This is a genomic window from Vreelandella halophytica (assembly GCF_968193635.1).
Genome location: NZ_OZ309107.1, coordinates 3271492 through 3283667, shown reverse-complemented (window position 1 = coordinate 3283667; position 12176 = coordinate 3271492). Strand labels below are relative to the sequence as shown.

Sequence of the window (12176 nt, the reverse complement as noted above, 5' to 3'; positions counted from 1 at the left end):
AGACCATGGGTCAACGCACCACGTTCACGGCCGGCGCGCCGCCTTACACGCGCCTTGCTTCACTGTTTTTACTGGGCGCGAGCCTGCTACCCGGGCTCGCTTACGCCAACGCCCAGACCCTTTCCGAGCGCCTCGAGGTCAATGGCCAGCCGATGCCGGTCGAGCAGGTCAACGAGACGCCGATGGACGGCATCTACCAGGTGCGTCTGGAAAACGGCGAGTCTTTTTATGCCAATGAAGACGGCAGCTACTTTTTGGTCGGCGATTTGTACCAAAACGCCGAGCAGGGGCTGGTCAACCTGACCGAGCAGGCGCAGAACCAGCAGCGCGTGGCGGCCCTCGATGAGGTGCCGGAGTCCGAGCGCTTCGTGTATCGCGGCGTGGACGAGCCGCGGGCAACGGTGGTGATCTTTACCGACCCGACCTGCCCCTACTGCGAGCGCCTGCACGAGACCGTGCCGGAGCTCAACGAGCGCGGCATTGCCGTACACTACCTGGCGTTCCCGCGGGCCGGCATGGAAAGCGATGCGGCCACCACGCTTGAAAAAGCCTGGTGCTCGGATAACCGCAGTGAAGCCATGACCCGGGCCCAGCAGCGCGAAACCCTGGCGGGCAGCGTATGCGACAACCCGGTCGGCGAGCAGTACGAGCTCGGCAGGGCGCTGGGCGTGCAGGGAACGCCGGCGATCATTTTGCCCGACGGCCAGATGGTGCCAGGATTTGTACCCCCGGACCGGCTGGTGGGCATGTTAGGCTTGGACGACTAAGCCTGAAAGACGAATAACGCCGCCACGCGTGGCGCACGCCAATTCAAACGTTAAGACGCAGCACGTAGCAAAAGGGGAAGTATTTTGAAACCGGTAAGAGTAGGCCTTTGTGGTTTGGGAACGGTCGGCGGCGGCACGTTCAACGTATTGACGCGTAACGCGGAGGATATCGCCCGCCGCGCCGGCCGGCCCATCGTGATCGAGCAGGTCGCCCATCGCAGTATTCACCCCGACTGCGACATTACCGGCATCAACGCCACCTCGGACGTCTTCGAGGTGGCCACCAACCCCAATATCGACGTGCTGGTCGAACTGGTGGGCGGCTACGACGTGGCCCGGGAGCTGGTGCTCACCGCCATCGAAAACGGCAAACACGTGGTCACCGCCAACAAGGCGTTGATCGCCGTACACGGCAACGAAATCTTCAAGGCCGCCCACGAGAAGGGCGTGATCGTGGCGTTCGAGGCCGCCGTGGCCGGCGGTATCCCGGTCATCAAGTCGCTGCGCGAGGGCCTGGGCGCCAACCGCATCGACTGGGTGGCGGGCATCATCAACGGCACCGGCAATTACATTCTGACCCACATGCGCGACGAAGGCCGGGCGTTCGAGGACGTGCTGGCCGAAGCCCAGGCGCTGGGTTACGCCGAGGCCGACCCCACCTTCGACGTGGAAGGCATCGACGCCGCCCATAAGCTGACCATTCTGGCGTCTATCGCCTACGGGGTGCCGCTGCAGTTCGACAAAGCCTTCACCGAAGGCATCGCGCGCATCACCGCCGAGGACGTGGACCAGGCGGATAACCTGGGCTACATCATCAAACATCTGGGCATCTGCAAGCGTACCGACCAGGGGCTCGAGCTTCGCGTGCACCCGACGTTGATCCCTAAAGAGCGGCTTCTGGCCAACGTGCACGGCGTCAAAAACGCCATCGCGGTGATGGGCGATGCGGTCGGCCCCACGCTTTACTACGGTGCCGGCGCCGGTGCCGAGCCCACCGCCTCGGCGGTCGTGGCCGATATTCTGGACGTGGCCCGGGATATCACTACCGACCACCACTACCGCGTGCCGTACCTGGCCTTCAGCGGCATCAACGATGACGCGAACCAGCTTCGTATCATGCCGATGGAAGAGATCACCACCGCGTACTACCTGCGCCTTTTGGCGGTCGACCGCCCCGGCGTGCTGGCCCGGGTGGCGACCATTCTGGCCGAGCAGGGCATCTCCATCGAGGCGCTGGTTCAAAAAGAGGCGACGGAAGGCGAGCTCGTACCGATCATTTTGCTGACGCACCGCACCAAAGAGCGCCACATGAACGACGCGATTCGCGAAATCGAAGCGATGGCGGATATCGCCGGTCCCGTGACACGCATCCGCGTGGAGAGTCTGGACGAAGGAGAGTAATCACATGCGCTACATCAGCACGCGTGGGCAGGCGCCCGCGCTCTCGTTCGAAGAGGTCGTGTTGACTGGTATGGCAAGCGACGGCGGGCTTTATGTGCCCGAGACGCTGCCGACCTTCTCGCGAGAAGAGCTGGCCGAGATGGCCGGGCTCTCCTATGCCGAGATCGCCTTTCGCGTGATGAAGCCCTTCGTGGGCGGCGAGATCGATGACGATACCTTTCGCCGCCTGGTGAAGGAGGCCTACGCCACCTTCAGCCACGATGCGGTCGTGCCGCTCAAGCAGCTCGATGCCAACCACTTTTTGCTCGAGCAGTTCCACGGCCCGACGCTTGCGTTCAAGGATGTAGCGCTACAGCTGCTTGGCCGGCTGCTGGATCACTTTCTCGAAAAGCGCGGCGAGCGTGCGGTGATCATGGGGGCGACCTCCGGCGATACCGGCTCGGCGGCGATCGAGGGGTGTCGCCACTGCGACAACCTGGATATCTTCATCCTGCACCCGCACCAGCGCGTCTCGGAAGTGCAGCGCCGCCAGATGACCTCTGTGCTTGCCAACAACGTCTTCAACATTGCCATCGAGGGCAATTTTGACGACGCCCAGGCCATGGTCAAGGCGAGCTTCGCCGACCAGAACTTTTTGCAGGGCACCCGGCTGGTCGCGGTCAACTCGATCAACTGGGCGCGCATCATGGCCCAGGTCGTCTATTACGTGGCGGCCGGTGTTGCCCTGGGGGCGCCGCATCGCGAGGTCAGCTTCTGCGTACCCTCGGCGAATTTCGGCAACGTTTACGCCGGGTATACGGCGTACCAGATGGGCCTGCCGGTCAAGCAGTTCATCATCGCCACCAACGCCAACGACATTCTCCACCGCACGCTTGCCGACAACGACTTCTCCAAGAAGTCGCTTGAAGCCACGCTCGCGCCGTCGATGGATATCGTCGTGTCGTCTAACTTCGAGCGGCTGTTGTTCGACGCCTACGAGCGCGACGGTGCCGCGGTGGCCGCCCTTCTGGAGCGATTCCAAACCGAGCCTACCGCGCTTGCCGAGGCGCCGCTTGCGCGGCTGCGCGAAAAATTCGCAAGCTACAGTGTCGACGACGCCACGATTTTGGAAGTGATCCGCGAGGCGCACCACCGCACCGGCGAGATGCTCGACCCGCACACCGCGACCGGCTATCGGGCCGCCGAGCGCGCCCGCGCCGATCAAGCCACCCCGGTGGTGACGCTGGCCACCGCCCACCCGGCCAAATTCGCCGAGGCCGTGGTCAAGGCAGGCTTTCAAGGCGTGGCGCTGCCCACGCACATGGATGATCTGCTCGAGCGAGAAGAGCGTTATACGGTGCTTCCCGCGGAGTTGGCCGCGGTTCAGCAGTTCGTCGCCGAGCATCGGCGCACGTATTGATGACCGATTTGAGCGCCGCGCCCACTACGCTGTTACACAACGCCAGCCGTCCTCGTCTCACGCCGCGTCCGGTGGACGAGGCGGTGTACGCCCGGGCCCTGGCCGAGGGGCTCACTGCGCTGCAGGCCAGGCTTTTAGCCTCGCGCCTGCCAGGCTACGAGGCCCCGCTCACGCCGCTGGTCTCGCCAAGTCTTCGCTACCTGGCCCATCCGGAGAAGCTAATGGATGGGCGTCGCGGGGCCGAGCGTATCGCCAAAGCGGTCGCCGAAGGCGAGTCCATCGGTATTTTGACCGACTACGATGTGGACGGCATTACCTCCCACGTAGTGATCCGGCGCACGCTGGTCGAGCTTTTCGGTGTGCCCGAGTACCGGCTTCACAGCCTGATCGGTCACCGTATCAACGACGGCTACGGCATCAGTTTGCCGCTGGTCGAGCGTACGCTCGCGCTTAAGCCGCTGCCGACGCTGGTCATCACCGCGGATTGCGGCAGCAGCGATGAGCCGCGCATTGCCCGCCTCAAGGCGGCGGGCATCGACGTGGTCGTGAGCGACCACCATGCGCTGCCCCAGCAAGGCCCGCCGGAATCCGCCTACGCCTGTATCAACCCGACGCGAGACGACTGCGATTACCCGGATAAAACCATCGCCGGCTGTATGGTGGCGTGGCTTTTGATGTCGCTGGCCCGGGGCGTGCTGATCGAGTGGGGCGTGCTCAATACGGCCACCCCCAAGCTCTCGCCCTGGCTCTCCTACGTGGCGCTCGGCACCGTGGCCGACTGCGTGTCGCTCGGCGCTAGCCCCGCCAACCGCGCGGTAGTAAGCCAGGGGCTTACGTTGATCAACCGCATGGACGCCGCCTGTTGGCGAGCGATGGCGGCAAGGCTTGGCGCGGATAGCGTGCCGTTCAGCGCCGAAACACTGGCCTTTCAGATGGGCCCGCGCATCAACGCCCGTTCGCGTCTCGACGACCCTTACGCTGCACTTCACTACATGCTGGCCGAAAGCGATGTGGTAGCGAACCGCCAGCTCGAAGTGCTCGACCAGGACAACCAGTCGCGCAAGGCGATCGAAGCCGATATGGCAGAAGAAGCGAAGCGCCTGGCGGCCCCCGCCATCGAGGCGGATGAACCCGCCGTGGTCGTATTCGTGGAGCAGGGCCACGCCGGGGTTCAGGGCATCGTCGCCTCGCGGCTGGTGCAGGCTTACGGGCGCCCGGCGGTGGTGCTCACCAAAGCTGCCGCGCCCCACATGCTCACCGGCTCCGGGCGCTCGATCGAGGGCCTACATATGCGCGACGCCCTGCAGCGCACCTTCGAGCTTGCCCCGGACGCGCTACCCCGCTTTGGCGGGCACAGCGGCGCGGCGGGCGTGGGGCTACCGTTTGAACAGCTCGAGGCGTTCAAGGCGGCGTTTTTACAGGCCGTGACCGAGCAGTTGGGCGATGAGCCGCGCTACCCAAGGCTTTTGACCGACGGCACGCTGTCCGCTGCGCAGCTGAGTTTAACGACGCTGGATGAAATCGAGGCCCTGGGCCCTTACGGGCGCGAGTTCGACCCGCCGCTGTTCGAAGGCGCGTTCATCATCGAGTCGCTGCGCCCGGTGGGCGGTGAAGGCGTACACCTGATGATGGAGCTCTCCCAGGGCCCGGTCACCTTGAAAGCGATCTGGTTTCGCGCGCTGACCCCCGGCGAGCTACCTGGCTTCGACGTAGGTGATTCGCTTCACTGCGCGTTCAAGCTCAACCGCAACCGCTGGCGCGGCCGGGAGTCGCTGCAACTGATGGTCGAGCACGCCAGCGTCGTTTAGGCGAGCCCCGTCAGGCCGGGCGTTTACAACCGAATGATAAAAGGATGGATGCCCCATGCGCGTGGAGGATCTTCCCAGCGACCCGCACAAACCCTATGAAGACGTCATGGCGATGCTGCTGGGCACGTTTTTCGTGGCGCTGGGCGTCACCTTCTACACCCAGGCCGTGCTGCTGACCGGCAGTACCGCGGGGCTGGCGCTTTTGCTCAACTACATGAGCGGCTGGGGCTTCGGTGCCTGGTTCTTCGCGATCAATCTGCCGTTTTATTATCTTGCGATCAAGCGGATGGGGTGGAGCTTCACCCTGCGCACCTTCGTGGCGATCGGACTGGTATCGCTATTTGCGGAGCTCACTCAGCAGTGGGTCGCCTTCGAGCGCGTGCCCTCGCTCTATGCCGCGCTCATGGGCGGGGCGCTGATGGGCATCGGGATGCTGATGCTCTTTCGCCACCGCACGAGCCTGGGCGGCATCAATATCCTCGCGCTCTACCTGCAGCAGCGCCACGGCTGGCGGGCGGGCTACGTGCAACTGGGTATCGACGGGGTGATCCTGCTGGTCGCGCTGACTCAGCTGCCGCTGGACCGGGTGGCATTCTCGGTGCTGGGGGCGGTTACGCTGAACCTCATCATCGCGCTCAACCACAAGCCGGGGCGCTATATCGGGGTGAGCTGATTTGGGCGGCTTCAATGGCCAGCGCAGTCTTCACCGCTGGTCTCTCAGCGATTTGCTTCATGTAACGAAGAAGCGATGGCCATTGAACCAGCTCGATGTGAAAGCGAATGCACCAGCGTAAAACCGTGAAAAGATAGGCATCGGCAGAGCTAAACGTATCTCCCATCACGTACTCTCTTTGCTCCAGGACGCTTTCAAGATAGTCGATTCGACGCGCGGTTTTATCCCGAAATATCCGTTGGGCAGCCTCAGGTAAATCGGCGTTGAACAGAGGTGCCAGCCCTGCATGTAGTTCGCTGTTGATAAAAGCAAGCCACTCTTGAAGGCGATAGCGTGTCAGGTGAGTGGTCGTCGAGCGTTGAAGAGCGGCCGTATCGACGAGATACGTCAGTATGACCGGCGCTTCAGTGAGCACTGTGCCATCGTCAAGTTCTAGAGCTGCGACATACCCCTTGGGGTTGATCAACCAGAAGTTGCGCTGATCCTCAGTCAACTTGGTGACATTGTCGACACGCACGAGTTCAACGTTAGTTTCTAGTTCACGGCACATGATATGTGGGGCCAGTGAACAAGCACCTGGGGCGTAGTACAGTTTCATGTCAATTCCTGAATGGCGGTAAAATTATCTAACTAGCGTATTGGCAAGTGTGCTGAAGGTGCTCGTGGCTGTTAAATTAATATCTCATTAATGAGGTATTAGTTGAGCTAATGGCATGATGAACTTATCTCACTGGCGTTTAGTGATCGCCATTGGTAGAACAGGCACGATTTCCAGTGCGGCCGAGCGTGTAGGTATGACGCAGTCAGGAGCCAGTCAGGCGCTGGCTCAGCTCGAAAAAACACTCGGTGGCAAACTGTTCACTCGTAATCGTCAGGATGTGACGCCGACTGCATTGGGTGAGCAGATCCTCAAGCATGCGCAGGACATGCTGGAGAGCTTCAATGCCATCCGTACTCTTGCGGATGATCGCCAAGGATTGGAGGGGTCAAGCGTGCGGATCGGCTGCTTCCCCTCCATCATTACGACGCGTTTAGTCAGTCACTTGGCGAGATTTCGCCAACGTTATCCAGGGATCGACATCACTCTCCTGGAGGGAAGTGATAGTGAAGTGGATGCTTGGCTGGAGAGTGGCACGATTGACCTGGGCGTCACGCTAAATCCGTCTGCTGATCGACATGCACTCATGCTGGGTAGCGATGCCTGGGTAGTGCTGGTCCCTAACGCACATCCGATGGCGCGCCGATCAAGCGAGCTCGGAATCGACTTCGCATCGTTAACGCCGCAGCCCTATATTCATGCAACGGGCGGCTGTCATATCAATGGTGTGCGTCTGGCTGAAGAGGCCGGGCACCAATTCGCCGATATCCGCGTAGAGGTACAAGATTGGGCAAGCGCCTGCGCGCTGGTCAGAGAAGGCATGGGGGTTGCCATAGTGCCCGAGTCCGTTCTACCAAAGCAGACAAGCGGTCTTCGCCATTACCCTTTGTCACCTCACGTTTATCGATACTTTGGCTTGGTTGCTAGACGTTTTCCTGAGGTTAGTAAGGCAGTTGAAGCATTCTGGCAGCATATGGTCCATTCCCTTGATACAGGGAGGGTCAAGTGAGGCCATGCATCTTCAACTCATCCAAAACCACCAGACGATCAGGGCGATCAGCAAAACGCCCGTTAGATTCACCAGTACGCTCATGACGGCTCCCTGGCGGTGGGGGTGAAGCGGCGTAACCGACTGGCGTTGCCGACGACGGTCACGGAGGAGAGCGCCATCGCGGCCCCGGCGATGATCGGTGAGAGCAGCATGCCGGTCAGTGGGTAAAGCGCGCCGGCGGCGATGGGAATGCACAGCAGGTTGTAACCGAACGCGCCCGCCAGGTTCTGCTTGATGTTGGCAAGGGTAGCGCGGCTGAGTTCGATGGCGGTGGCGACACCGTGAAGCGAGCCGTGCATCAAGGTAACGCCGGCGCTTTCCATGGCGATATCCGTGCCGCCGCCGATGGCAAAGCCGACATCCGCCTGGGCCAGCGCCGGGGCGTCGTTGATGCCATCGCCGGCCATTGCCAGGAGGTCACCCCGCGCCTGGCGGCGCTTGATTTCCTCGAGCTTGCCCTCGGGGGAAAGCCCGGCCATGAATTCATCGATACCTACCTCCCGGGCTACCGCCGCCGCCGTATGCCGGTTGTCGCCGGTCAGCATCACCACCGTCAATCCATCGCTTTTCAAACGGGCGATGCTGGCGGCGGCGTCCTGGCGAACCGGGTCGCTGACGGCGAATACACCGGCAAGCGCGCCGTTGACCGCGATATACACCGCCGACCGGGCGTTCTTTTCGAGCGCGGCGGTCATCTCGGCCGCCGCGTCCAGGCCAATACCGGCCTTCTCCAATAGCCGGGCGCTACCCAGCAGCAAACGGTCCCCCTGCTCGGTGGTGCCGCGCACCCCCGCGCCGGTGTCGCTTGCAAACGACTCGAGCGCTACGACCTCCGTCGTTTGGGTCCTGGCGTAGGCACAAAGCGCGTTGGCCAGCGGGTGCTGCGAGCGCTGCTCCAGGGCGTTCACCGCGCCCAGTAGCCAGGCGCGATCGGAATGAAAAATAGCCGCCTCGAGCACGCGGGGCTTGCCCTCGGTCAGCGTGCCGGTTTTGTCGACTACCAGGGTGGTGAGCCGGCAGGAGCGCTGCAGCGCCTCGCCGTCGCGAATCAGCACCCCGTGCTCGGCGGCCTTGCCCACGCCGATCATGGTGGAAAGCGGCGTGGCGAGACCCAGTGCGCAGGGGCAGGCGATGATCAGCACCGTGGTCGCCGTTACCAGCATGTAAAGCGTTGGTGGCGCCGGGCCCAGGTTGAACCATATAAGCGCGGTGAGCACGGCCAGAATCATCACGGCGGGTACGAAGACGCCGGAGATTCGGTCGGCCAACTTACCAATCGGTGGGCGCGCGTTTTGCGCGTGGGCGACCTGCTCGGTAATACGTCCAAGGCGAGTGTCCCGGCCGGTGTGGGTGGCGCGATACAAAAGACTGCCCTCGCCGTTGACCGTACCGGCGGCAAGCACCGCCTGAGCGGCTTTATACACCGGCGCGGGCTCACCGGTGAGCATCGATTCATCCACATGGCTTTGCCCGTCGAGCACCACGCCGTCTACGGCCAAGCGTTCGCCGGGGCGTACGCGCAGGGTGTCACCGGGCACCACGTCATCGACATTCACTTCGAAGGTATCGCCATCGCGCTCGAGACGCGCGGTCGTGCCCTGCAGATCCAAAAGTTGGCCGAGCGTCTGGCGGGTACGGCCCCGGGCGCGAAGCTCCAGGGCGTTACCCAGCAAAATGAGCCCGACCACCATGGCCGAAGCCTCGAAGTAGATACCCCGGGCGGCCTCGGGCAGCCAGGGGGCGAAAAGCACCACGGCCATCGAGTAGAGCCAGGCCGCGCCGGTGCCCAGGGCAACCAGCGTATCCATGGTGGCCTGGCGGTGGGTCAGCTGGCGCCAGGCGTTGGTGAAAAAGTGCCGCCCGGGAAAGGCCAAAATAGCCAGCGTTAATAGACCGATCACCAGCCAGAAGATGCGGCCCATACCTTGCGGGGCGGGGTGGTAAACCAGCATGGCCAGCATCAATGGCAGCGCCAGGGCCAGCGACAACACCCCGCCGCGCAGGCGCGCCTGGTAGGTGGCTTCTTCCTGGTCGCGGCGGCGCTGCTCGGCTTGTTTGAAATCGACGATCGGCTCGGCGATGTAGCCGCTCGCCGCCACTGCCTCGCACACCGCCTCGCTCGATACTTCGCCGCTCACCTCAGCGGTTTGGGTGGCGAAGTTGACCGTGGCGTGTTCGACCCCGGGGATCTGGCCGAGCGCGCGGTCCACGCTTTTAACGCAGCCGGCGCAGTTCATGCCGCGAATTAAAAAGCGCTGGGGGCGCTTATCAAACGATGCGCCAACGCAGGTATATGATTTCATGAGCGGGAATCCGGGAAACTCTCGATGAGTCGGCAGATACTGTGGCCGGTGGGCGTGGCATCGGGCATGGCCTGCCAGCTTGCAAGCGCCTGCTCCATGCGCGCGGCCAACGCTTCGAGCTCTTCGATGCGCGCGCGTATCTGGGGCAGGCGGCTCGACAGCAGGTCGCGCACCAGCGGGCAGGGGGAGTCACCCTGGTCGGCGTGGGCCAGGATGTCGCGGATTTCGGCCAGGCTAAAGCCCAGTGTCCGCGAGCGCTGAATGAAGGCGAGCCGTTCCAGGTCGTCGCTGGAAAAGAGCTGGTAGCCGTTGTCCGGGTGGCGCGCCGGGTGCAAAAGCCCTTCGCGGCTGTAGTGGCGTACCGTTTCGGCGCTGACCCCCGCGCGCCTGGCCAGCTCACTGACTTTCATGAGGGCCGCGGTTTGTGAGGGACTTGTTTGGGAGGCACTTGTTTGGGAGGCACTTGGCTGCATGGTCGCGTTACCGTTGTCGACGTTCATGTTCAGTGTAAAACCTGTGGGTGGCCCATAGGTCAAGCACGCCAGGAAAACTCGGTAAAGTTAACTAAAACACCGATTTAAAACGCTCGTAAGACTAATGGATAAACCCCAAAAGAAATAAAACGACCGTTTGCCCCTTGAACCTACGCCGACATTGGGCGAAAACTAGCGCTGGGGCGAATAATAACGCGGGCGGGGCGTACCTCGCCGGATCATTGGGAAATGAGGCTCACTATGCATAATAACGTTAAAAAACTGGCGATGGTGTCCGCCGTGGCGGCGGCGACCTTTGCAAGCCAGGCCAACGCTGGCGGCTATCAAATCAACGAACAGAGCGTCAGCGGCCAGGGTTACGGCCATGCCGGGCGTAGCTCCAACATACACGATGCGACCATCGTGTACGGTAACCCGGCGGGCATGTCGTTTTTGGACCGCGCGCAGTTCACCGCGGGTGCCACCTACCTGAATCCTAAAACCAAAATTCGTAACGTCCAGGCCAACCGCACGTTGGATTCCGGCGTTGCGACCGGCGGTTTGCCCAACGGTAATCAGATTCCCGTCGGCAGCATCGGGGGCACTAACGAAGGCGATATGGTGCCGGGTACGCTCGTCCCCTTCGCGTTCTACGCGCATCCGGTGAACGAGCAGCTAGCGTTCGGCTTCGGCGTTTACGCCCCGTTTGGCTCTAAAACCGACTATGAAGGCTCCTTTCAGGGGCGCTACTTCGGCGACTACACCGAAGTGACCGTGGTCTCGGCACAGCCGACGGTATCCTACCGCTTCAACGACCAGTGGTCGGTGGGCGCGGGCGTGACCTACAACTCGGTCGACGGCGAGCTGCGCCGCCAAATCCCCTCGGGCACCGGGTTTAACGCCGCCACCGATGTCGACTCCCGCGTGGACGGCGACGACGAAGCCTGGGGTTACAACCTGGGCGTGATCTACCAGCCGGTGCCGGAAACCACCCTGGGCCTGACCTACCGCTCCAAGGTGGATTACACCCTCGATGGCAACTTCTCCGCCACCGACCCGCTGGGTAACGTCGTACGCGCGGACAACGCGTCGCTGGATCTGACCACGCCGGAGACGGTCAATTTCTCGGTCACCCAGCAAATGAGCGACCGGTTCAAGCTGATGTTTGGTACCTCCTGGGTGCGCTGGAGCCAGTTCGACGAGATCCGCGTGACCGGCACCGATGGCGGTACCATCACCCAGGAGACCCAGAACTACTCCAACGCCTGGGCGTTTGCCACCGGCGGCGAGTACCAGCTGACCCCGGCCCTTGCGCTGCGCGCCGGCTTTACGCTCGACTTCACGCCTACCAACGACGCGCACCGCAGCGTGCGGATTCCCTCCGACGACCGGCGCATCTTCTCGCTGGGCGCGGGCTGGTCGCCGACGCCGGATCTCACCCTGGATGTCGCCTACTCCTACCTGACCGAGCGCAGTACCTCGGTGGACCAGGAGCGCCAGGATCTATTGGCAAGCCCGGCGACCGGCGGTGTACCGGTGGGTGGGGCGACCTACACGGCGGACTACAAAAACGAAGCTCACGGTATCGGCGCCCAGCTGACCTACCGTTTCTAAGCCTTGGGCGAGGGACATCCACCGAAATCCGGTAGACCCGTGATCGGGTGAGGGACAAAGCGCTGGCCATGTTGCCAGCGCTTTTGGTT

General features: G+C 62.6%; 10 protein-coding genes. 7 read left to right on the top strand and 3 right to left on the bottom strand.

Going from position 1 to position 12176, the window contains the following annotated elements; all coding sequences use genetic code 11:
- Window positions 1-5 precede the first annotated feature (5 nt).
- The 5 genes from ACWHXT_RS15165 to ACWHXT_RS15145 all read left to right on the top strand — a co-directional run bounded on the left by ACWHXT_RS15165 (window position 6) and on the right by ACWHXT_RS15145 (window position 6048).
- Window positions 6-767, top strand: a complete 762-nt coding sequence (locus ACWHXT_RS15165) for a DsbC family protein (protein WP_447956442.1) — start codon at window positions 6-8, stop codon at window positions 765-767.
- Window positions 768-851: 84 nt separating this feature from the next.
- Window positions 852-2168 (top strand): homoserine dehydrogenase, encoded by a 1317-nt coding sequence (locus tag ACWHXT_RS15160; protein WP_447927117.1) that lies wholly within the window; start codon window positions 852-854, stop codon window positions 2166-2168.
- Between the two features lie 4 nt (window positions 2169-2172).
- Window positions 2173-3567, top strand: coding sequence for a threonine synthase (gene thrC / locus ACWHXT_RS15155; RefSeq protein WP_447956441.1), 1395 nt, complete (start codon window positions 2173-2175; stop codon window positions 3565-3567).
- Window positions 3567-5375, top strand: coding sequence for a single-stranded-DNA-specific exonuclease RecJ (locus ACWHXT_RS15150; protein WP_447956440.1), 1809 nt, complete (start codon window positions 3567-3569; stop codon window positions 5373-5375). The genes thrC and ACWHXT_RS15150 overlap by 1 nt, the downstream gene beginning before the upstream one ends.
- A gap of 55 nt (window positions 5376-5430) precedes the next feature.
- On the top strand, window positions 5431-6048 hold the full coding sequence (locus ACWHXT_RS15145; RefSeq protein WP_447530015.1) for a YitT family protein: 618 nt from the start codon (window positions 5431-5433) through the stop codon (window positions 6046-6048).
- Here the strand turns inward: ACWHXT_RS15145 and gstA are convergent.
- Window positions 6011-6646 (bottom strand): glutathione transferase GstA, encoded by a 636-nt coding sequence (gstA, locus tag ACWHXT_RS15140; RefSeq protein WP_447956439.1) that lies wholly within the window; start codon window positions 6644-6646, stop codon window positions 6011-6013. The genes ACWHXT_RS15145 and gstA overlap by 38 nt on opposite strands.
- A 115-nt stretch (window positions 6647-6761) precedes the next feature.
- Between gstA and ACWHXT_RS15135 the strand changes: the two genes are divergently transcribed.
- Window positions 6762-7655: a LysR family transcriptional regulator gene (locus ACWHXT_RS15135; protein ID WP_447956438.1), complete on the top strand. Its 894-nt coding sequence runs from the start codon at window positions 6762-6764 to the stop codon at window positions 7653-7655.
- A gap of 80 nt (window positions 7656-7735) precedes the next feature.
- Here the strand turns inward: ACWHXT_RS15135 and ACWHXT_RS15130 are convergent, their stop codons facing one another.
- The gene (locus tag ACWHXT_RS15130; RefSeq protein WP_447956437.1) at window positions 7736-10000 is read right to left on the bottom strand and encodes a heavy metal translocating P-type ATPase; all 2265 of its coding nucleotides are present in this window, start codon (window positions 9998-10000) and stop codon (window positions 7736-7738) included.
- Window positions 9997-10410, bottom strand: a complete 414-nt coding sequence (locus tag ACWHXT_RS15125; RefSeq protein ID WP_447956436.1) for a MerR family transcriptional regulator — start codon at window positions 10408-10410, stop codon at window positions 9997-9999. The genes ACWHXT_RS15130 and ACWHXT_RS15125 overlap by 4 nt, the downstream gene beginning before the upstream one ends.
- Window positions 10411-10734: 324 nt before the next feature.
- Here ACWHXT_RS15125 and ACWHXT_RS15120 point away from each other — a divergent pair, with 324 nt between their 5' ends.
- Window positions 10735-12087, top strand: coding sequence for an OmpP1/FadL family transporter (locus tag ACWHXT_RS15120; RefSeq protein WP_447956435.1), 1353 nt, complete (start codon window positions 10735-10737; stop codon window positions 12085-12087).
- Window positions 12088-12176: the final 89 nt, after the last annotated feature.

Coding starts and splice junctions, on each gene's coding strand:
- ACWHXT_RS15165 (WP_447956442.1), top strand. CDS start 6: ATGGGTCAACGCACCACGTTCACGGCCGGCGCGCCGCCTTACACGCGC.
- thrC (WP_447956441.1), top strand. CDS start 2,173: ATGCGCTACATCAGCACGCGTGGGCAGGCGCCCGCGCTCTCGTTCGAA.
- ACWHXT_RS15150 (WP_447956440.1), top strand. CDS start 3,567: ATGACCGATTTGAGCGCCGCGCCCACTACGCTGTTACACAACGCCAGC.
- ACWHXT_RS15145 (WP_447530015.1), top strand. CDS start 5,431: ATGCGCGTGGAGGATCTTCCCAGCGACCCGCACAAACCCTATGAAGAC.
- gstA (WP_447956439.1), bottom strand. CDS start 6,646: ATGAAACTGTACTACGCCCCAGGTGCTTGTTCACTGGCCCCACATATC.
- ACWHXT_RS15135 (WP_447956438.1), top strand. CDS start 6,762: ATGATGAACTTATCTCACTGGCGTTTAGTGATCGCCATTGGTAGAACA.
- ACWHXT_RS15130 (WP_447956437.1), bottom strand. CDS start 10,000: ATGAAATCATATACCTGCGTTGGCGCATCGTTTGATAAGCGCCCCCAG.
- ACWHXT_RS15125 (WP_447956436.1), bottom strand. CDS start 10,410: ATGAAAGTCAGTGAGCTGGCCAGGCGCGCGGGGGTCAGCGCCGAAACG.
- ACWHXT_RS15120 (WP_447956435.1), top strand. CDS start 10,735: ATGCATAATAACGTTAAAAAACTGGCGATGGTGTCCGCCGTGGCGGCG.